Annotated in this window: 21 protein-coding genes; 11 read left to right on the forward strand and 10 right to left on the reverse strand. The window is 53.7% G+C overall.

Annotation, left to right across the window (positions count from 1 at the left end; genetic code table 11):
* Nucleotides 1–115 precede the first annotated feature (115 nt).
* The 4 genes from SynRS9907_RS06010 to SynRS9907_RS06025 all read left to right on the forward strand — a co-directional run bounded on the left by SynRS9907_RS06010 (nucleotide 116) and on the right by SynRS9907_RS06025 (nucleotide 3,793).
* Nucleotides 116–1,099, forward strand: coding sequence for a pyruvate dehydrogenase complex E1 component subunit beta (locus SynRS9907_RS06010; RefSeq protein ID WP_011364166.1), 984 nt, complete (start codon nucleotides 116–118; stop codon nucleotides 1,097–1,099).
* Between the two features lie 5 nt (nucleotides 1,100–1,104).
* Nucleotides 1,105–2,586 (forward strand): protein translocase subunit SecD, encoded by a 1,482-nt coding sequence (secD, locus tag SynRS9907_RS06015; RefSeq protein WP_188022149.1) that lies wholly within the window; start codon nucleotides 1,105–1,107, stop codon nucleotides 2,584–2,586.
* Nucleotides 2,587–2,589: 3 nt separating this feature from the next.
* Nucleotides 2,590–3,579 carry a protein translocase subunit SecF gene (gene secF / locus SynRS9907_RS06020; RefSeq protein ID WP_188022150.1) on the forward strand — a complete coding sequence of 330 codons (990 nt, stop codon included), beginning with the start codon at nucleotides 2,590–2,592 and terminating at the stop codon, nucleotides 3,577–3,579.
* A 61-nt stretch (nucleotides 3,580–3,640) separates the two neighbouring features.
* Complete coding sequence (locus SynRS9907_RS06025; protein ID WP_370586623.1) at nucleotides 3,641–3,793, forward strand: hypothetical protein; 153 nt, start codon at nucleotides 3,641–3,643, stop codon at nucleotides 3,791–3,793.
* Here SynRS9907_RS06025 and SynRS9907_RS06030 read toward each other — a convergent pair.
* Nucleotides 3,790–4,011 (reverse strand): hypothetical protein, encoded by a 222-nt coding sequence (locus SynRS9907_RS06030; RefSeq protein ID WP_114989039.1) that lies wholly within the window; start codon nucleotides 4,009–4,011, stop codon nucleotides 3,790–3,792. The genes SynRS9907_RS06025 and SynRS9907_RS06030 overlap by 4 nt on opposite strands.
* A gap of 129 nt (nucleotides 4,012–4,140) precedes the next feature.
* Between SynRS9907_RS06030 and SynRS9907_RS06035 the strand changes: the two genes are divergently transcribed.
* Together SynRS9907_RS06035 and SynRS9907_RS06040 are read left to right on the forward strand one after the other, a co-directional pair.
* Complete coding sequence (locus tag SynRS9907_RS06035) at nucleotides 4,141–4,320, forward strand: hypothetical protein (protein WP_188022152.1); 180 nt, start codon at nucleotides 4,141–4,143, stop codon at nucleotides 4,318–4,320.
* Between the two features lie 496 nt (nucleotides 4,321–4,816).
* Nucleotides 4,817–6,408 (forward strand): IS3 family transposase gene (locus SynRS9907_RS06040; protein ID WP_370586624.1). Its coding sequence is split into 2 segments (ribosomal slippage): nucleotides 4,817–5,287 and nucleotides 5,290–6,408, totalling 1,590 coding nucleotides; the frame shifts between segments, so codons are not numbered across the junction.
* A gap of 541 nt (nucleotides 6,409–6,949) precedes the next feature.
* Here the strand turns inward: SynRS9907_RS06040 and SynRS9907_RS06045 are convergent.
* Together SynRS9907_RS06045 and SynRS9907_RS06050 are read right to left on the reverse strand one after the other, a co-directional pair.
* Nucleotides 6,950–7,237, reverse strand: a complete 288-nt coding sequence (locus SynRS9907_RS06045; RefSeq protein WP_188022153.1) for a hypothetical protein — start codon at nucleotides 7,235–7,237, stop codon at nucleotides 6,950–6,952.
* Between the two features lie 831 nt (nucleotides 7,238–8,068).
* On the reverse strand, nucleotides 8,069–9,163 hold the full coding sequence (locus SynRS9907_RS06050; protein WP_188022154.1) for a hypothetical protein: 1,095 nt from the start codon (nucleotides 9,161–9,163) through the stop codon (nucleotides 8,069–8,071).
* 1,079 nt (nucleotides 9,164–10,242) lie between these two features.
* Between SynRS9907_RS06050 and SynRS9907_RS14020 the strand changes: the two genes are divergently transcribed.
* Together SynRS9907_RS14020 and SynRS9907_RS06060 are read left to right on the forward strand one after the other, a co-directional pair.
* Nucleotides 10,243–10,434 (forward strand): hypothetical protein, encoded by a 192-nt coding sequence (locus SynRS9907_RS14020; RefSeq protein ID WP_255446012.1) that lies wholly within the window; start codon nucleotides 10,243–10,245, stop codon nucleotides 10,432–10,434.
* Nucleotides 10,435–10,741: 307 nt separating this feature from the next.
* On the forward strand, nucleotides 10,742–11,746 hold the full coding sequence (locus SynRS9907_RS06060) for a hypothetical protein (protein ID WP_188022155.1): 1,005 nt from the start codon (nucleotides 10,742–10,744) through the stop codon (nucleotides 11,744–11,746).
* Between the two features lie 316 nt (nucleotides 11,747–12,062).
* Here the strand turns inward: SynRS9907_RS06060 and SynRS9907_RS06065 are convergent, their stop codons facing one another.
* The 6 genes from SynRS9907_RS06065 to mnmH all read right to left on the reverse strand — a co-directional run bounded on the left by SynRS9907_RS06065 (nucleotide 12,063) and on the right by mnmH (nucleotide 18,600).
* Nucleotides 12,063–13,649, reverse strand: coding sequence for a hypothetical protein (locus tag SynRS9907_RS06065; RefSeq protein WP_188022156.1), 1,587 nt, complete (start codon nucleotides 13,647–13,649; stop codon nucleotides 12,063–12,065).
* Between the two features lie 500 nt (nucleotides 13,650–14,149).
* Nucleotides 14,150–14,770 (reverse strand): hypothetical protein, encoded by a 621-nt coding sequence (locus tag SynRS9907_RS06070; RefSeq protein ID WP_188022157.1) that lies wholly within the window; start codon nucleotides 14,768–14,770, stop codon nucleotides 14,150–14,152.
* Between the two features lie 310 nt (nucleotides 14,771–15,080).
* Nucleotides 15,081–16,070, reverse strand: a complete 990-nt coding sequence (locus SynRS9907_RS06075) for an AI-2E family transporter (protein ID WP_188022158.1) — start codon at nucleotides 16,068–16,070, stop codon at nucleotides 15,081–15,083.
* A complete protein-coding gene (locus tag SynRS9907_RS06080) occupies nucleotides 16,067–17,146 on the reverse strand; it encodes an AI-2E family transporter (protein WP_188022159.1) in 1,080 nt (359 codons plus the stop codon). The genes SynRS9907_RS06075 and SynRS9907_RS06080 overlap by 4 nt, the downstream gene beginning before the upstream one ends.
* Nucleotides 17,143–17,526, reverse strand: a complete 384-nt coding sequence (psb28, locus tag SynRS9907_RS06085) for a photosystem II reaction center protein Psb28 (protein WP_188022160.1) — start codon at nucleotides 17,524–17,526, stop codon at nucleotides 17,143–17,145. The genes SynRS9907_RS06080 and psb28 overlap by 4 nt, the downstream gene beginning before the upstream one ends.
* 30 nt (nucleotides 17,527–17,556) lie before the next feature.
* The gene (gene mnmH, locus SynRS9907_RS06090; RefSeq protein ID WP_188022161.1) at nucleotides 17,557–18,600 is read right to left on the reverse strand and encodes a tRNA 2-selenouridine(34) synthase MnmH; all 1,044 of its coding nucleotides are present in this window, start codon (nucleotides 18,598–18,600) and stop codon (nucleotides 17,557–17,559) included.
* 40 nt (nucleotides 18,601–18,640) lie between these two features.
* Between mnmH and SynRS9907_RS06095 the strand changes: the two genes are divergently transcribed.
* Together SynRS9907_RS06095 and SynRS9907_RS06100 are read left to right on the forward strand one after the other, a co-directional pair.
* Nucleotides 18,641–19,360 (forward strand): GUN4 domain-containing protein, encoded by a 720-nt coding sequence (locus SynRS9907_RS06095; RefSeq protein ID WP_186542224.1) that lies wholly within the window; start codon nucleotides 18,641–18,643, stop codon nucleotides 19,358–19,360.
* A gap of 53 nt (nucleotides 19,361–19,413) precedes the next feature.
* Complete coding sequence (locus tag SynRS9907_RS06100) at nucleotides 19,414–19,851, forward strand: ATP-binding protein (RefSeq protein WP_011364176.1); 438 nt, start codon at nucleotides 19,414–19,416, stop codon at nucleotides 19,849–19,851.
* Here SynRS9907_RS06100 and SynRS9907_RS06105 read toward each other — a convergent pair.
* Nucleotides 19,811–20,065, reverse strand: a complete 255-nt coding sequence (locus SynRS9907_RS06105; RefSeq protein ID WP_114989049.1) for a DUF6439 family protein — start codon at nucleotides 20,063–20,065, stop codon at nucleotides 19,811–19,813. The two genes, SynRS9907_RS06100 and SynRS9907_RS06105, sit on opposite strands and share 41 nt — an antisense overlap.
* 49 nt (nucleotides 20,066–20,114) lie before the next feature.
* Here SynRS9907_RS06105 and SynRS9907_RS06110 point away from each other — a divergent pair, with 49 nt between their 5' ends.
* Nucleotides 20,115–20,384, forward strand: coding sequence for a hypothetical protein (locus SynRS9907_RS06110; protein ID WP_188022162.1), 270 nt, complete (start codon nucleotides 20,115–20,117; stop codon nucleotides 20,382–20,384).
* Nucleotides 20,385–20,397 lie beyond the last annotated feature (13 nt).

Genomic DNA, 20,397 nt, shown 5'->3' on the forward strand with positions numbered 1-20,397 from the left:
CGGCCATGCTGCTTTCAGTGTTGTTGCTGTTCACTTTCGCGGCCGGCGGTTGACCCTGCGCTGACTGAGATAGCTTGGCCTCACCACCCGGATAGGCCGGGATCACTGTGACGCCGTGGCAGGAACACTTCTCTTCAACGCCCTTCGGGAAGCCATCGACGAGGAGATGGGGAGAGACCCCCACGTCTGCGTGATGGGGGAGGACGTCGGTCATTACGGCGGCAGTTACAAGGTCACCAAGGATCTGGCGGAGAAATACGGCGATCTCAGGGTGCTCGACACACCAATTGCTGAGAACGGCTTCACCGGAATGGCGGTTGGTGCTGCGATGACCGGTCTCCGGCCGATCGTTGAGGGCATGAACATGGGCTTCCTGCTCCTGGCCTTCAACCAGATCTCCAACAACATGGGGATGCTCCGCTACACGAGCGGGGGCAACTTCACCATTCCCACCGTGGTGCGCGGCCCCGGCGGTGTGGGTCGTCAGCTTGGCGCTGAGCACAGCCAACGGCTTGAGGCCTACTTCCATGCCGTTCCCGGCATCAAGATCGTGGCCTGCAGCACGCCCACCAATGCCAAAGGCCTGATGAAGGCCGCGATTCGCGACAACAATCCCGTGCTCTTTTTCGAGCACGTCCTGCTGTACAACCTCAGTGAGGAGCTCCCCGAAGGCGACTACACCTGTGCACTCGACCAGGCGGATCTGGTGAAGGAAGGCACCGATGTGACGATCCTCACCTACTCCCGGATGCGTCATCACTGTCTCAAGGCTGTGGAGCAACTGGAGGCGGAGGGTGTGAGCGTTGAACTGATCGATCTGATCAGCCTCAAGCCCTTCGACATGGAGACAATCAGCCGCTCCATCCGCAAGACCAACAAGGTGATCGTGGTGGAGGAATGCATGAAGACCGGCGGCATCGGGGCTGAGTTGATTGCGCTGATCACCGAGCAGTGCTTCGACGACCTGGATGCCCGGCCTGTGCGTCTTTCCAGTCAGGACATCCCCACCCCCTACAACGGTTCCCTGGAGAACCTCACGATCATTCAGCCGCATCAGATCGTTGAGGCGGCTCAGGCGTTGGTCAACAAGGGCATCTGACGTTGATGGCGCGTTATCAGGGTTGGTTTGCCCTTGTTCTTGCCCTGGCGATCGCCGCCGGGATGTTTTTGGTTCGTTCGCCGCTGGAACTGGGCCTCGATCTACGGGGCGGCAGTCAGCTCACCGTTGAAGTGAAGCCAGCCGGCGAGATCACCCGGGTTGGCGCCGAAGAGATGGAAGCGGTGAAAGCCGTGCTCGATCGTCGGGTCAACGGTCTTGGTGTGGCTGAGTCCACCCTGCAGACGGTGGGTGAGTCGCAGCTGGTGTTGCAGCTCCCCGGCGAGCAGGATCCCACCGCCGCCGCGCGGGTTCTGGGTGATACGGCCCTGCTCGAGTTTCGTGCCCAAAAGGCCGACACCGAGGCTGAGTTCCGTGGGCTGAGACAGCTCCGTTCCCAGGTGGAAGCGATCCTCAGGTTGCGTGAGGATCAGATCCGCCGTGGTGAGACCCCGGAGCCTCTGGATCTGGATCAGCTGAAGTCAACCCAGCAGACCCTGGGTCTTGATGGCCAGGCCAGCTCAGAGGAGGAGCAGCTGCGTCAGCTTCTGAACAAAGTTGATTCTGATCTGCTCACGATGCTCGAGCCGGCAGCGCTGACGGGCAAGCAGCTGGTGACAGCAGGCCGCCAACCGCTCCAGAACAATCCGAACAACTGGGAGGTGACCCTCAATTTCGATGGTGAGGGTGCTGAGGCCTTCGCTGATCTCACCAAATCGATTGCCGGTACCGACCGGTTGCTGGCCATCACCTTGGACGATCAGCTGATCAGTGCAGCCAGCGTTGGCCCCCAATTCAAAAGCGCAGGAATCTCAGGTGGAGCAGCCACCATCAGTGGCAATTTCAGCGCCGAAACGGCCCGTGAGCTGGAGGTGAAGCTGCGCGGCGGCTCCCTGCCCCTCCCGGTTGAAGTGATCGAGGTCCGCACCATCGGGCCCACGCTGGGAGCAGAGAACATCCGCCGCAGCCTCGTGGCTTCCCTCTCGGGTCTGGCTCTGGTGGCGGTGTTCATGGTGGTGGCCTATCGCCTGCCGGGGGCGGTGGCCGTGATGGCCCTGAGCCTTTATGCCCTGTTCAACCTGGCGGTGTACGCCTTGATTCCGGTCACCCTCACGTTGCCGGGAATCGCTGGTTTCATTCTCTCGATCGGCATGGCTGTGGATGCCAATGTGCTGATCTTTGAGCGGATCAAGGACGAATTACGGCGGGGCAACACCTTGATCCGGTCGATCGATACAGGCTTCTCTGAAGCCTTTTCATCGATCGTTGATGGTCACCTGACCACGCTGATCAGCTGCGCAGCTCTGTTCTTCCTCGGCACCGGCCTGGTCAAGGGCTTTGCAGCGACCCTGGGCATTGGTGTTCTGCTGAGTTTGTTCACAGCCCTGACGTGCACCCGCACCCTGCTTCGTTTCCTGATGGGCTACGCCGGTCTGCGTCGTGCCAGCAATTTTCTGCCCACCGGGCAACTTCCTTCCCCCACCGCCTGAACCATGACTGAAGCTTCGTCATCGGCACAAGCGGCCACGGTCCTCAGCCTGCGCTGGTCCCTCAGCAGCATGCGCCGCAAGGTGTGGCTGATCTCTGGTCTGGTGGTTCTGATCAGCCTGCTTGGCTTGCTGCTCAGTTGGTTGGACCCTGCGATTCGTGCTCCCCTCCGTCCGGGTCTGGATTTCACCGGCGGCACACAGATCCAACTGGAACGCCGTTGTGATGACGCCTGCGCTGAGCTCAAGGCGATTGATGTCTCGGATGTGATCCGCAGCCTGGAGCTGCCTCAGGAGGAGGGCCAACCTCTCCCCAACCTGGGCGCTCCCCGGGTGCAGCTTCTGGATGGCGGTCAGTCGTTGTTGCTGCGCCTGCCAACGTTGTCGGCTGCCCAGGGCCAAGCGGTGATTGAGGCGGTTGAACCCGTTGCAGGGCCATTCCTCTCCGGTGGTCAATCGGTCGACACGATCGGGCCGAGCCTGGGCAAACAATTGCTGCGCAGCAGTCTGATTTCTCTGTTGGTGGCCTTCAGTGGTATTGCGGCCTACATCAGCTTCCGCTACGACCGCCGCTACGCGTTTCTCGCCCTGGTGGCGCTGGCCCATGACGTGGCGATCGTCTGTGGAGTTTTTGCCTGGCTTGGGGTTGTGCTCCAGCTGGAGGTGGACAGCCTCTTTGCGGTTTCATTGCTGACCATTGCTGGTTATTCGGTCAACGACACGGTGGTGGTCTTTGATCGCATCCGTGAACGCAGCAAGGATGCTGCCGACCTGCCGCTTTCAGTGCAGGTGGATCAAGCGGTGTCCGCCACCCTGACCCGCACGCTCTACACCAGCGGGACCACCCTGCTGCCTCTCTTGGCGCTCGTGTTTTTCGGTGGAGCAACGCTGTATTGGTTTGCCATCGCCCTCGCACTCGGGGTTGTTGTTGGTTCCTGGTCGAGCATCGCCCTGGCACCCTCGTTGCTCACGCTATGGGACCGCTCCCGTGACTAAATCCAGCGGTAATTCAGAGCGGAGACGTCGTGCTGTTTCGGCCCGATGGTTTCCAATTCTGTTGATCCTGCTGGCTCTGGCTGATCTGCGCACCGAAGTTCTGCTGCTCAGTGATCAGTTCACGATCACAGGGCTTGGTTATGCCATTCGGCATCATCAGCTCGCTGTGCTGGTCTTGCTGGGTTCCGGCTCTCTCTGGCGCCGTTTCGGTTAGCGCTTGGAGCCGTTGCCGAATTCCCGCCAGATCGAATCCCAGGTGCGTTGTTTTACCTCGGCGTTCCACTGCCCCTGGCTGTGGGTTGAGGCCCACCACGATTCGAACAGATCGTGGGCTTCCTCTTGCAGCAAATCGGGGTCAAGATTCTCGCGAACCAGCTGCATCACGGCCTGCCTCAGTTCCTCGTAACGGGAGAAATTGAAGATGACGTCCAAGCCCGCTCGTCTCACGACCTCTTGGACACATTATTGGATTGAAGAGCGTCAAGCTGGCTTCTTTGGTATCGGGGTGAACGTCATGGCCTGTAAAGGCTGAGTTACGACTCAATTGGTTGCTCAGGTTCCATGGAGTTGAATCCTGGTCTCAGCGAGGTGGTCTTCGGCTTGCGTGCTGAGGTTGAGGCTCTGAAGACGCGCTTGAACAAGATCGAGCGTGGCCAGGAGGTCGCGGTTTCTGCGGCCTATTGGCAAGCGGTTGAGCGGGAGCGTGATTCGACAGACAAGAAGCGGCGTCAGCTGCTCTGATCTGCTCGAAAAAAACGGGACCCTCTCCCAAGAGTCCCAAGGCTCGACGCGTCGTTCTCACGACCCCGCAAAAATACGCATGCAGGTCGGGTCTCAGGTGTGACCCTTGCTACCAGATGTTTGTGCGGATACAGGCCTCATGGCTGGATTTATAGCCCCAGCGATCCATGAGGAAGCCAGTATTAACAAGCGATTTGAACGATAGTGTGGCCACAACTTCTAAGTAAGCGTCTTCTTCTCTGAGCGCAACTCACATAGGAGTTTCCCCCTTTGGTTGTTTCGGTTGAACGACTTTTCTAAGGTTCCTAAACCTCGCGGCAATTTCCTCTGTCACCTCCGCATCGCTCTGTCGTCATAGAGACCGGTGTCGTAAGTGGACTTCGAGCCGATTTCTCCTCGTGTGTAGTCCTCGCGATAGAGCTTCACCGTTCCCCCCGGTTTCAGGAAAGTTGTCACCCCTCTGATCAGTACACCCGGGGGCTTGAGGACATGAGCAATGCGTCGTTACAGCGAGGCCGTCAAAGCTGATGTGAGGAAGCGAATGAGTCCGCCAATGCGTCAGAGCGTGGCGCGGATTTCAGAAGAGCTGGGCATCCACGTGATCACCCTCTACAAGTGGAGGAAGACTTGGCGACTGCAGGGGAAGGTGGTGCCGGCATCGGAGAAGGAACCTGAGGGCTGGAGCGCTGCTGACAAGTTCACGGTGGTGTTGGAAACCGCTGGGCTCAATGCCACCGAGCTCAGCGCCTATTGCCGCCAGAAGGGCCTCTACCCGGAGCAAGTGGACCGTTGGTGGCAGGCCGCGCAGGATGCCAATGAGAAGCCGGTTCTGACCAGGAAAGAGCAGAAGGAGCTGGAGAAGCTCCGCGCCCAGGAACAGCGGGAGATCAAGGCTCTCAAGCAGGAGCTGAGGCGCAAGGAGAAAGCCATGGCTGAGATGGCGGCCTTGTTGATGCTGCGAAAAAAGTGGGAGGCCTTCTGCTCGGAGGACGCGGAAGGCTGACTCGTGCCTCCCAACGCCAGAAGGCGATTGAGTTGATCAACGAGGCCCATGCCGCTGGTGCGGGCCTGGTCAACGCCTGCGGTGAGATCGGCATCAGCCTGCGCACCCTCAAGCGCTGGCGCCAACGCCTTCTGGGTGATGGGAACGGTGAGGATCGTCGTCAAGGCAGCCGCCGCCAAGTTTCCCATCGCCTCACCGCCGAGGAACGTCAGCGGATTCTGCTCACCTGCAATCAACCCCTGTACGCCGCGCTGCCACCGAGTCAGATCGTGCCGGATCTGGCTGACCAGGGGATCTTTATCGGTTCAGAGAGCAGCTTCTACCGGGTACTCCACGACCATGACCAGGTTCACCGACGTGGTCGCGCCAGGCTCCCGCAGGAGCCCAGACAAGTTCCACGGCTGCGGGCCACAGGTCCGAACCAGGTATGGAGTTGGGACATCTCCTATCTGCCCACCAGCGTGCGTGGGATCTGGCTCTACCTCTACCTGGTGATCGACGTCTGGAGCCGCAAAGTGGTGGCCTGGGAAGTGGATGAGCGTGAGGATCCAGCCATTGCTGCGGATCTGGTGAGTCGGGCTTGCCTGAGAGAGAGGATCTGCAAGGGCAGGAAGCACCCCCTGGTGCTCCATGCCGATAACGGCAACGCCATGCGTGCCGCCACGCTGGAGAGCCGGCTGGAGGAACTGGGTGTGCTCAGATCCTTTTCGAGGCCAAGGGTGTCGAATGACAACCCGTACTCAGAATCGCTGTTCAGGACATTGAAATATCGGCCTGATTACCCCCGCAAGCCCTTTTCCTCCAGAGGGCAGGCCTGTGAGTGGGTCGCTGCGTTCGTCGACTGGTACAACCATCGGCACCGTCACAGCGAGATCAAATTCGTGACGCCTCAGCAACTTCACGATGGCCAGGCTACGGAGATCTGCAGGCACCGTTCTGTCGTGTATGAACAGGCCCGTCAGCGCCATCCAAGACGTTGCTCAAGGTCAACCAGGTGTTGGCATCAACCGGAGGTGGTTTGGATCAATCAGCCGCCAGATGAACTCAATGAACCAGGGCAGCTACCGTTAATGCAAGCCGCCTGAACGGCAGCTCAGGAGTGACATCTTTCCTGAAAGTCACCGTTCGCATGCAGTCAGCCTTGGCTTGCATAGCTTCTGCTGACTCCTTCAGATCTGAACCAAAGCGTGTTCCAACCGCATGCATGGATCGTCGGGCTAAAAGCACCATCCGTCTTCGTATTTGTAGACCGTCTTCTCTCTCGTCGGTTAGGAGTCGTTGACCCTAAGCCAAGTCTGCATGTACATAGCGTGGAAAACCTCTTGTTGCTAGGAGTGATGCTTCCTAGTGCTGCGCTGTAGGGCCAAGCATTAAGAAGTAATGTTGCGTTCGGCAAGTCATGCAGGTCTCCTGCCACATCAAAGGGCGAACTGCTGATATTAATGGTGCCGTAAGGGTAGGTTTGAAGATATAAATTGCTTGCCCTGCATTGTGTGCTTTATACCTTTAAGGTCCTCCTATTTCCTATTAGGTCCGTATTTTACATGTCCGAACCTATCAGGTTTGTACGGTTCATGTCAGCTTCCAATGACGAGGATAGTTGACGAGCAGGTGGCTTCGCTTTTATCAAATAAAGTTACATACATCCGCAATAATTCTAGCCTCGTGAATATTCGCCGGCTCACCCCAATCATTCCATTTTGATTCAGAACTAGTAAAATTAAACAAGCGCTCTGTGCAAAGAACTGCAATGAAAAGCGGTTGTCCTTGAGAGTTTTTAGATGGGACAACAATTGATTGTCCCATTTTTTGAGCGCGATCAAAATCAAGGATCAAGGGGCCATAGATTCGGGTTTCAGCCAATACCGGACATGCCGTTGAGAGAATTGTGGCAATACAAAGGAGAAATTTCACACAAGAGCCAGATTTAACTCCATATTATATGAGACAGAAATTAGCCGTTGATGCGTATCCATAAGCTCATTTTAGTTGCAAAATAAGTGCCCCAGTTGATCTGCGAGTTTGAAGCAGTAAGAGCATTCTCAATGGTTGGCTGCCTCGTTTCTGAAATAGGCCCCAACTGCTGTAAGTAGTGGCTACCCATTTTATAATGGGTCACTTATGTAGGTCAACAAGTGAACTAATCACATGTTCAATAGATAAATAAGCGAGAGAAATTTCCGTATCATCCAGATCACATATACAGTACATACCTCGTGTTTTTCTGCCAGCAACTATTGGTTCTGTCAACAACATTTAATGCTAAAATGATTGGAGTCGATGGCGTAATTGAGTTTAATTCTCTAACTGAAGAGTTTCGGGACAATATGAGGCCCGTTTCAGTTTCAACTGCTGGGTCACTCTGCCCTAGCGAACAGGAGGGGAGGTAGTTTCTTCAGTTGGTCTTCAGCATTGTTACCCGAGCTTTGATTAGTCATGAGCTGCATGAAATGCAGCAAAAGTTTCGATTTAGTTAATCAGAACCAATAGAATCTATAAAACCTTTTATGGCTAGAGGCAAATAGACGACCAATACCCAGTAACAACCTGGGAGTCGTAGAGCTTTAACACGTATTCAAGAATGTGAGTGATACTCCAGCAATGCCATTATATTTAAATTAATTAGTAATACTGGGACATTGATATTCAATCTGAATATTAAACTATTCGCTAACTATTCAATTTAGAAACCCTGAGCTATAAATGCATATTTGAATCGCTCGCGGGTTTGAATACAAGACCCTGCTAAACATCATAGAAGATAAAATCATCAACATTCAAGCTTGTGTTTTTGGCGATTTTTGCAAAAAGACCTCCTTCATCCTTTGCTCCCCAATTCTTTTGAGACCCATTTCCATCAGCGTAAAGAAATCCCTTTTTCTCAAAATAGATAATGTCGTAACCCTTTTTAGACAGCCTTTTGAGTTTTCTTGAGTTTTTTACTGAGACAAAGGAAAAGGTATCTTTGTCTTTCAGGCCAGGAAGCGCAAGTTCGTTGAAGGCAATTTTGTCTCCACGACTGGCCTCAAAATTAATAATTTTGTCTGCATTTTTGTTCTTAAATTTATCAAATTTGTCAAAATAAAATGTTGTAGTACCCTTGCCTGCTTTCATTTTTCCTTTGCCTTTATTGGAGCGAATAATACTGGGGGATGTGTATTCTCCCTCTTCACCCCATATTGTTTGGAGGGCCAGGATATCACCTTCTGTATAGGTCTGACCTGGTCCACTTGAGTGATGATTATAGCTCATAATAGTATCCTTGCTGTGATACAGATCCCAACTAGGAATATCTCTAATCCCGGAAAATCCCATTGTTGTTCGCGTCTCGTAGATAGGAGGGAGGCCCGGGTGGGATAGGCCTAGAGCATGACCTATTTCATGAAGAGCTAAATATGTGTTCCTCGGATCATTTGCCTCCATATCTGAGTTCAGTTCGCCAACATTGACGATAATGTCTGTATAGCCAACGTTTAAGAGTTGAGTTCCATCTGCAAAACCGCCTGAACCATCTAGGTTGTGTCCAGTCGTACCATAAAGACGAAAATTAGCCTGGTCCTTATTATTCGTCAACTCAAAATCTAATTCTAGTAATTCATCTAGGCTTTCAAATAAATCTATTGCCCACTCATAGTCTTCTCCGCGTACAGGCCTTGCTTCAACGAATTGATTGATTACACCACCGCGTCCAATTTCTATAATATTTGGCTCATCAGAATACATCCAATAATAAAAAGTTTGCCCTTGACTGCTCCCATACATATAATTCTGAAAAACCCTAAAGTCATAATCTTCTGGAAACCAATTAAGGATGTGCTCGACCGACTGCTTGGTAGGCAAATCTGAATGCGAATCACTTGGATGTGACATTGTGATTTCTCTTGTTAGACCATTATCTTAGCTATTAGCCGGGTGGCTGTCGAGGTTTTGTTTAATTTTGCATACCTGAAAAATCTACACGGAATTTTTTGTATTAAATAATGAATGAAGCCTATTTGAGTGTTTTTGGCAGTTTTCTGGCTTGTATGCTTGCTCATCATGAGCAGGCTGCTTGTAGCTAAGTGCTTGCCAGGTATTCGTGCCGTAGGGACTAATTTTCACAGCCTTTGAGTATCTTATATTTTGCTTGCTTTAGCCAATAGAATGTTCCTTGCTTTCACAATTGAAAGTGGCATGGTGCTGTTTATTGGCTAGATGATTTGTAGTAATTATTTAATTACAATCATTCGCATAAATCCTTTTTAATGTCGGAAATAGCTTTTCAGGTAAAGGGAGTTCCATGCATTTGTTTTGGAGTTGATAGGTTGATGAACTAATTCGTAATATTCTTCAGTGGTCTGTAAGGTCTGAACAGGCGAGCCTTGTCTTCTGATCTGAGCAATCAAAAGAACGATAGAACTGATTGATTTTGGTTTACCCAAATGATCCAAGCTGATTGAACTGATATACATTGTTTTTATTTCTAATATTCAGAAGCCTATTCCGACTGATCTAATTTTTTACCGTCTTCGTTGTGAAATGGTTGTTGAGCGTTAGCATTCAGCGTTTGATGTTGGTGACGATTCATCTTTTACACCAGTAGATGGCCCCATTAGTAACCACCAAAGTCTTCGAACTGCAGTAGAGGTCAGCGAATGATGGATTTTGATCAGGCTATTGGTCAGACCTATCGGGAAGCATCTGATGCTGAGGCTTTCGCCCGGTGTCTAGTGGCCAGAATTGAGCCGAAATCGTTTCTCTCCACTCGAAAGTACGGAAATCCTCTCAATTTCAGAGTAATTCATAAAAGGCTCACCCATGCCAAACTAATTTCTTGTCACCACACTTTGCTGGTACTACCAGCTGTTTTTACTGTTTGATGGGCAATGGCAAGAGCCACCTCAGCAGAGTCCGCCGAGCGAGTCGACCAGCTCCAGGGAATGATCCTGAACGGCGAGCCCAACACCGCTTGTCTTGCTCATGCGAGACAGACGTGGGGGGTCTCCAGAGCGCAGGGCTACCGGCTGTTGAAGAAGGCGTGGGCGCAGATCAAGGACGATCTGGATGAATCCGGCATCGACCGCAAAGAGCTGCTGAGCGGGTCAATCCAAACGCTGATGGCTGCTGCTTAGCAGCCATGAAGCAGAACAAATCTGGTGGCGTAGTGTGTGCGATCAGTCAGTTTGACCACATTACCGGCGTTGACTACAACAGGCAACGCGGCCATGGTGTTGGGTTTTGATACGCGTTGATGCTTGATATTTCATTTATGCAATCTCTGCAATTGCTGATTATTGAGTTGTTGATAGTTGGATTTATATTCCTGGCGGATCCATCGTTTAATTTGACTTTCTATTGAAAAATCGGATTTACATGGTTACTATTTAAATGTCCCGTTTGATTCTTCCTTGAAGATTTGCTTTCTTCTTCAATCAGTGAATGAAAATTATTATCCAGCAACTTAGTGATCCTGTTGATCGCGGTTGGTTACGATTTTTTACACCCCTACAGCTTTCTTGGATTTCTAGTCAGCTTCCTGCAGGCCAAAACCAGCAAAAAGGATTCTTGATTTGGGGCATTCAGATTCATCAAGAGAGTGATGAGGCCGAAGCGGCCAAGTGTGGTGTGCTAGTCGCTAAGTTGGTCAATCATTTTATTCATGACAATGCCTCATCACTAATTTTAAGTATTGTAAGTATTGCATTCGCTTCACCAAAGCTAGCCCATCTGCTCGGTCCTGCACTATTGCGACATGCCTTAACATTTTCTGCAAACGAAGGCTGCGCTGGAGTTCACATTAGCTGTCCTGAAAGTGGACAGTATGGAGATTTTGTTCGTGAGCTTATGTCTTCTGATGGCTCATGGATTCAAAAGCCAGGCAAAGTTGTAGTCCGACTTTCTAATATCCATAAGTTCGGGCCTGTATTATCGCGTCTTGAGCAGGCTGTTCAACGAAAACAAGTTTATGCTCAGTGGAGAATTGAGTCATATGACCCCAGTTATTTGGAGTGCTGGAAGGAACGACTTGCTTTTTCAAAAGCTAATAATCTCGGACTCCCTTGGGATCCAGATGAAGCTTCTTATGATTGGGAACCTTCTATTCAGTACAGTCGAGTGCTTATAAGTAAAAATAGAATTATTGGATGGTTGATGTGTCACTTAATATCTGAGGAAACTCTACGTTATGGAAAGCTTTGGGTTGATCCTGGCTGGGAGCATTCTGGAGCTCCATTGGCATTGCTCTGTGATGTGATACGTGCTGCTCATTTTTGTACAAGACCATCCTTTCAGGATGAACAATCTGTTGGATATCCAATTCACTCGGCATACTTCATTTCACATCCTGCTAACAGGAAACTACATCGACTTGTGACCAAAAAGTTCAAGCCAATATGTGACTCATGGATTCAGATGCAAAATTATTATCACCTTTTTGATGCCTAGTTGCTCATGCAATCTGCTTGCGCTAAATTGGTAATTGTTGTTTTTCGGCTAATGTTTTTTAGAGCAAGCCAGGTTAATATGCAGTTCACTCCTCAGTTTTCTCGCTTCGGAGCTTTTAAAGCTTGGACGGATATTTGATTTCATTGCTTGAATATCGTGCTCTAAGCGTGATCCATGCCGGCGATAATATCTTAAAGGTATAGTTCTCTGATTAATTTCTCGGTCTATTAAGTGCATATGTTGTCTCTTGTTTATGGTTGCTTTTAGATCGATTCAAGATCAAAGCAACTTTTGATTGTTTGGTGAAGCCGCCCCCTTAGGCATCAATAATGGTGAGGCGTAGCGCCGCCTCAGGAACCGCGCTGTAGTGGTGGGAGTACTCCGGATACACTGTTACATCCAGCCATTCATCGTTTTCTGTATGATTACCCGCAACGATGGTTAGTTCAAATAGAGCTGTGGCTTCACCCGATTGAAATGTAACCGAATTACCAAGGATCAGCACATCGTGAAAACCCTCGGAATATCCCGTACGAGAATTCCAATTCATAACTTCAGGGTCGAGGTCAAAATCTAGCCAAATCTTGGACTCGATCTCCAAATGACCATCCGAACGTGTCAACTGAAGGATTTTGGTCGATAGCCCCGAACTTGGTTCCTGCACACTGCTTCCTTCCACCCAAGCTGCTGAAAGCTTTGGCGCCTTCCAGCGTTCCGAGAGATCAAACGTGCGACTCTCGATCAGCAGCGGCACACCCGTCAGTGGCGACGGTATGGAAACACCAGATTCAGAGCCGTAGACAAACTGAAGCGCTCTTATGTCCAGATCTGTGAAACCAGGATCACCATCGGAATCCTGTGCCTTCTCGTAGGACATCACGGTGCCATTGGTATCAATGACATGATCCGCATCGTCATCAGAGCTGTCGTGGGGATGTTCCAGTCCTAAGGCATGCCCCAACTCGTGAAAGGCAGTGCTTTTCCAGCCTGCTTCAAGCGAACCTGCAAAACGCGATGCGTGGGAATACACTCCTTCTGAAAGGGTGATGGATCCGAGCTGTGCAGCTCGACGATAGTTGTACTTTCCTCCATCGGCTAATTCAGACCAGGTGTAGCTCGGGCCCTGATGAATCCCTACCGCACCATCACCGATATTCGACGCAGAGGTTTGTTCCAGCACCATTTGCGATTTAATATGGCCTTGCGGAACTACCACGAATTCCGGCTCAATCAAGGCGTCCGTCGCTGCCAAGACGTCTTCCCACCAGCGCTTGTGTTCGTCTGTCAGGCTTGCTCCGAACGAGACATAAATCAGTCCCTCATCAGAAAATAGATAGTGAGATGCATATTGATCTGCGGCTTCTATGGCTTCCTGGTCTAGGAGAATGAGGAGGTCCTGGGCAATCGAGCGCAGCGGAGCGTCACTTTTGTAGCGCTCCACTTCTAGTGTGTAGGTCCCCGTGAAGGAGAGCTGGGCATACACCTCAGCGACCAGACCACTTGCGCCTTCGACGCGATAACCAGACGTCGAGGCTGAATCACTCTTGTAAGAGCTGGCAGGAGCCACAACGCGCCCCTCCGCATCCACTAGACGAACCAATGGCCAGGTGCCATCAGTTGCGACTACCGACAACTTCATCACATCACCAACCGAAGCCGAGATCGAAAAGCGATCGACTTCTTCTCCCACATCGATGGACCCATAAAAATTCTCTGAGATGACCTCCGTCGGACGTGGTCCGAATTCAAATACAGACTCAGTTGCTGGCGTTGGTTCCTGCGGGGAACTATTGGAATCAATTACTTCGAACGAGCTTTTTTTTAATGAAAGCTTCCTTGGAAACAACGCAATAACACCACCTTTCCCCAATCCTTTGTCTTCGCCGTTCTCATTGAAGTACAAGAGTCCATTTTTTTATCGTAAATGAATGAACTTTTTGATTTTTTGGCTTTTCTGAAGGCTTTTTTAGACCGCGCGATGTGAATCTCGGGAGATTCGATTATTCCAAAAGGAGCAATATCAATTATAAGTTTATCTGTGCTGGGCTCAAACTCATTAAATGAATTAAGCCGCTTTGCCATCCATTTCTTGTATTTTTTTAATTTGCTCAAATAGAATTTCGTGGTTTAAGCCAAGTTTTGAAAATTTGCAAGATCAAGTCCAAGCCGTCCCTCTTCCGTCTTAGCCATTCCTCATCATCCAAATCAACCATCAAGGTTTTGGGCGCAGCCTCAACATCGGCCACAGCCATTCTTTCTTGATATGCACTTTTCCTTTTGGTGCCACCGTCACATATTGAATAGATAATATCTGCCGTTATCGTGTTGTGTTATGTGCCTATGAGAGGTTCATGATTGCTACGCCTTTTGACGGGGGCTGTTCACTCAGGTCAACACCTTGATTCAGCATGAACTGCCAGTGCCTCTTCCCACCGCTCCTCCTTGCGAAGAAATAAGTTCTATCGCAGACGCATCCAGCTCGATATCAATAAATGCACCCCCTTTGTCCATTTCTTCAAGTGCATCAGCCAGCTCATCTCGGTCAAAATTATAGCCCTCTTTCTTCCCATCCTTAATGACTCTCTTCAATGTCCTTTTGGGCTTTAGCGTGAAGTTAACCAGCAAGTCAGCTTCTTCTGTGTCAGAGAGCGTATGCCGGAAAGAATCAATTTCCTCTTTGGTATTGCCTAGATGAGCCGAGAATCCCTCGAGGTTCTCAGCATTCAACTCAGGCTTGCCTTTGAACTTGGCGATCAGTCCACTGTCCTTCTTCTTGCCCCAACCCTTCTTCTCGCCCCAACCCTTCTTCACGCCCCAGCCCTTCTTCTCGCCGTTGGCATTCAAGTACAGCTTGCCTTTGCTTTCGTCGTAGACGACGTCCGCATCGCTCTTCATGAGCTGCTTCAGTTCCTTCTTGTTGTGGGCAATGGCAAAGGTTCCACCATTGATGTCCTTAACGCTGTACCTGGCACCAGGGTCGAAGGCTTTGACCTTGGCGACCTTCTTGGGGTTGAACTTAGGCATGCGATGCAGCAGCCAAGGGTTACACCTTTTCTAATCCTCTTTTGTAATCCAGTCCACTGCGTCTCGCCACGTTGGTGCCCAGTGTCCAGATTGTCGGGACCGAGTTTCCTCCTGGAGCTGACTCCGTCGGAGTGTGCAGCTCAACAGCGTGTGGCAGTGGGTCAGTCCCGCCAAAAAGTTTGGCCACCTCTGTGGCTATTACGGACACAATCGAGCGTTCAGAAACGCTGCCTAGTGCAATGCCTATTGCTAGGAACGTAGTGAGGTACTGGATCTTGCTGCATTTGCAGCTAGGGGCTGAATCTTCGTTTTAAGCCCAGCCATCCATGATCTGCTGCACCACCACCCGCTGCATCAACACCTGAAGCACCACCACCAAAGGAAGGGCCAGCAGCACGCCCGGAAGCCCGAGTAGAGCACCAAGGCTGAGCTGAGCCGTTAAGGCCACCGTTGGCAGCAGATTCACGGTTTTGCGCAGCAGCAGTGGTGTGAGCAGAAATGCCTCCAGGTTCTGCAGCACCAGCCGGAACACCAGCACCGACAGCATCAATTGCGGCGACTGCAGCAGGGCCAATCCCGTGGGCAGCAGCGTTGCCGCCGTGGGCCCGATGGTTGGCACGAACGTGAGCAGCCCACACACCAGGGCGCTCAACAGGGCCAGGGGTGATTTCAGCAGCAACAGGCCGCCCCAGGTCAGCAGAAAAACGGTGGTGGCGGAGAGGGTCATGCCACTGAGCCAACCCCCCAACGCTTGCCTGCACTCGTCGAGCAGGTGCTCCATCCGCTCCCGGGCGGGTCGGGGCGTCATGGCCACCAGCATGCGCCTGTGGGCGCTTGGATCCAAGGCCAGCAGGATCGCGAGCAGCACCATCAAGAACAGTTGAATCAGCGAGTTCGCTGCACCTCCTGCGAACCCCAGCAACGGCTGCAGTCCTTTCAGATTGAGGCCCTCCCCCAAAGCGTCATTCAGCTGCGCCAGACGCGGCTCACTGCTCAGCAGGTCGGACACCTTGCTGACCAACTGCGGCAGATCCCGTCCCAGTTGCTGAAACTGGCTGATCAGTTCCGGCACCAGCAGTTGCCCCAGCAGCCCCCCGGCCAAGATCAAAATCCCCAGCACGGCTGCCAGGGCCTGGGGCCGCTCCAGTGGGGTTCGCTTCTGAACCTGAACAATCAGCACATCCAGGGCGACGGCCACCACCACGGCGCCAAAGAGCACCAGCAGCACCCAACGCAGGTGCCAGAGCAACAGCACCAGCACCACCAAGGTGAGTGCAATGAGAAACGTGCCGGCGGTCATCGAACCGGCTCCAGGCGTTTCCAGCGATCCAACACATCGTGGATCACGACTTCACGGATGATCACCTGCAGCACCACCGCCAAAGGCAGCGCCATCAGCAGGCCGAGGGGGCCAAACAGGAGTGTGAACAGGAACTGAGCCGCCAGAGTCAATCCGGGCAGCAGCTTCACCTGGTGGTGCATCACCGATGGTGTGATCACGTAACTCTCGATGTTCTGGATCACCACATAGGCACCCAGCACCGCAGCGGCCTTCCAGGGGGCATCCAACAGAGCCACCGCCATCGGGAAGATCGTGCTCATGGTTGGCCCCACATTGGGGATCACGTTCAACAGCCCTGCCAGGAGTGCATTGGCCAGAACGAGCTTCACGCCCAACAGCGTTAACGCAATGCTGCAAAGCACAAACACGGCCAGGGAGCTGATCAGCACACCCACCATCCAGCTGCTCAAGGCAGCACCGCACTGATCCAGGATGCGACGCCCCCGGCGTCGATAGAAGGAGGGAATCAACTGCAGGCCAATATTCCGATAGGCCTGGGGCTGAATGCTGATCATCAGAGCCACCGCCACCACGAACAACAGCCGCAGGACGCCGTTGCCGAGGTTGCCTGCCAAACCGAGCAGACCCAGCAAGCCACTGCCCACACCAGCGGCGAGGGATGAACTGTCGGGCACAAGTTGGCGTGGACCGTTCAGGCCCAGTTGATCCAGGTCGGGGAATGCATCGGCCCCATAGATGGCCTCACTGATGCTGTCGATCCAACCGAGTCCCAGCCGCACCAGGGTCTGACCCGCTTCGGGCAGCTTCTGCAACAGCAGTGCGAATTCCTCGAGAAACGGGGGGACAACAACACCAGCCGCACCGGCGACCAACAACAACAACCCAACGATGCAGAGCAGCAGGGCCAGGGGCCTTTGCATCGGCCGCCGCTCGCGAAGAATGCCCACCAAGGTGCACAGCGCCATGGCCAGAACCACTGCCGCAAAGATCAGCAGCAGCAGCTCACGCAGTGACCACAGCAGAACGATGGCTGCAATGAAGGCTGTCAGTAACAGCCACTGGGGCAGTCTCAAGCTTGTCGGTCGTCGGCCCCTTCAGTCTGATTGGAATCCTGGCTTTGTGAATAACCCAAGCCATTGGCATCGGCGTAGCGCTGGGCGAAGCGCATGAACCGCTCGAAGTCCTGCTCGGACTTCCATGAGTAAACGGCTTCAAGGGCACTGGCGGTGCCGTTCACGAATTTGCCATTCACTTCGCGGGTGACCATTTCGCCTTCTTCATCCACCATCCACATTCCGGTGATGTCACCCATGGTTTCGGGAGCAATCGCAGCAGGCTGCTCGAAACGGAAGGTGGCTTGACCGGTGCGGCCGTCGCGGCTGCGGGTCAGACGGATGTCGGGCACCACCGGCTCGTTGACTCCCCGAAAGAACTGAATCGCCGCTTTGCTCATGCCGTTCTCGAACCGTCGATGGGGTCGATCCTAATCGGGGATTTCAACAAACCCGCCGTCGATCAAGGTCTCGGCGGCTTGATCAGCGCTCAGCCCTGAGAGATCGATCGTGGCGCGTTTGGGCGATCGCGCCAGTTCATGGTCGTAACAGCGGTCGTAGTAATCGAGCGTTGCGCGGCAGGCGGTGGCCCAGTCTTCCCTGGCAATCGCATCGAGGGCTTCCTTGGTGCGCTGGGGCCCGAGGCGACGGCTGATCCGTTCGGTCGCCTCAGCCAGGGCGGCTCCCCCCTGGTGGCCGTACACCTGCACCAATTGGTTCACCCGTTCCCCGAGGTCGCGCTGAATCTCCAGCACAGGGGCCTCTTGCATCTGATCGAAAAGGGCCTTGGGAATGCGGCAGCGGCCCACCTGGATGCTTTCCGCTTCCAACCAGATGGCTGTGGCCCCACGGCGTTGGTGTTGATCCAGGGCCTCAGCCAATTGGTTTTCGTAGTGCTCGGTGCTGGGTTGATCCGGCAGACCCAGACCGCCGAAACTGCTGCCGCGGTGGTTGGCCAGCCCTTCCAGATCAACCACGGCTGCACCGCGCGCGGCCATGGCCAACAGAAGATCGGTTTTCCCTGTTCCCGTTCGGCCTCCCATCACGCGAAGGGGCCAGATCTGCTCAAAGCGGCTTTGGACCCAGCGCCGATAGCTCTTGTAGCCCCCCTGAAGGAGCCTTGGCTTGAGATCAATCTGCTGGGCAAGCCAGGCCACACTGGCCGAGCGCATTCCGCCCCGCCAGCAGTAGATCCGTGGTTCCCCCTGCTGACGCAGGCTCTCCAATTGGCGCGCCAGGCTGTTGAGCTTGGGGCCGGTGAGTTCAAGCCCCAGGTGAATTGCTGGTGTGCGTCCCTGCTGCTTGTAGGCGGTGCCCACCGCGGCACGTTCCTCATCGTTGAACAGCGGCACGTTGGTGGCCCCGGGCCAGTGCCCTTTCGCAAATTCGCCGGGGCTCCGAACGTCCACCAAAGGTCCCTTCAGCTCGCGCAGCTGTTGGATTTCGATTGAACATGTCTCGCCCATGCCTGACATAGTGGGCCAACACCGAGCCAGTTGGGGCCGGTTGCGACTCATGCTCTCCGGTTCCACACCCGCCACCAAACTCAGCGTTGATCAGCTGCTGGATCGTTTCGCGAAGGGAACACCTCGCCAGCGACGTCCGCTGATCAAGCAGATCGAAACCCGCGCCGACGAGTTGGCTGCAGTGGGCCCAGACCTTCTTTCTGGCTTTGACCCCGCCGGTGATGACTGGGCTGCAGGTTGGATCTTGCAGGTGTTGCAGCGCCACCATCCCGATGCAGTCACCACTCTCATCCCGTCGTCCGATCGAGGCTGGTTGACCACTGATTCCGGGGTTGGCCTGGATTACGGACCGCTGCAGCAGGAGCTGCTCGATCAGAACTTTGAAGAGGCGGATCGCGTCACCAGCCAGTGCCTGCGTGAATTGGCCGGTGATGCCGCCGTGAAACGGGGCTACGTCTATTTCACAGAAGTTGCGCCGATGTCAGGCGTTGATCTGGTCAGTCTTGACCGCCTCTGGACGGTCTATTCCCAAGGTCGCTTCGGCTTCACAGCCCAGTCCCAGTTGCTGTCAGCCCTCGATGGGCGTTACGAACGCCTTTGGCCCCGGATTGGCTGGAAATGTGATGGCGTCTGGACGCGTTACCCCGGTGCCTTCACCTGGTCGATCGAGGCTCCAGAAGGGCACATGCCGTTGATCAATCAGCTCCGTGGCGTTCGCCTGATGGATTCCCTCTTGAATCATCCGGCACTTGTGGCCCGCAGATCCTGACGTGGCTTCCCATCAACGGTAAGTTCGAAACACCGACGTCAACGGGCCCCACTGTGCCGTCCAAGAGGTTTCGCTGGGCTGAGTTCACCCTGCCGTCGACCCTGCAGCTGGCTCCTCTGCTGGAGCTGCTGACCGAGCCCGTCGGTTGTGTTCTCACCAGTCAGCGGATTGAGCTGGGGTTGCATGAAGCCCTGGTCAATGCCGTTCGCCATGGCAATGCCGAGAACCCCGCCAAGAAGCTCCGTGTTCGCCGCATCCTCACGCCCAACTGGATGGTCTGGCAGGTTCAGGATGAGGGTTGCGGCCTCCCACAACAGTCCCGCACAGCCACCCTGCCGCCGGCTCTCGATGCTCCCAGCGGGCGTGGGTTGTTCCTGATCCATCAATGTTTTGATGATGTGCGCTGGAGCCGCCGGGGGAATCGCCTGCAGCTGGCCTGCCGTCGGCCCGTCAGTGACGCGGACAGCCCGGATCCTTCAGTTCTCCTTTGAACCACCCCAGTGCCTGTTGGGTCAGGTTCTCCACGTCGGCACTGTCCCCTTGGCGGAGCAGTTGCACCATCGCTGCAGCCAGTAACTCAGCACCACGCCGCTGTCGGTTGCTCTTCAGCTGATGCCAGTCGCGATCGCCGATGCGGAGCAACTGGTGCAGTTCTTCCGCCTTGGCTGTAGCGGAGTCGGGCCATGGGGCGTCAGGTGAAGTCATCCCTGAATCATCAGATCGATCTAGTTTCGGTTGATGTGGGTGCAATGGCGTGGAACAGCGCAAAGGCCAACGACGCGTTCGTGAACTGCGTTGGTTGCACCATGCCTCACGGCTGGTGTTGCAAGGGCAATGTCAGGCCCATGCCCGGTCGGGTGTTGCGGCGCGGCGATGGCTGCAGCGCCGCAAACTTGCTGCGAATCTGATCACGCAACGGCCTGTGGGCTGGGCCTTCTCCCCGGTGTCTGGTGAGCGCTTCTGGAGATCCTTACGCTTCGGTGGAGCAGGCTTTGCCTTGGCCTGGCTGCTGGCGCAGCTTTGAACGCATCAGAAGA

The organism is Synechococcus sp. RS9907 (assembly GCF_014279615.1).
Taxonomy (GTDB): Bacteria; Cyanobacteriota; Cyanobacteriia; order PCC-6307; family Cyanobiaceae; genus Parasynechococcus.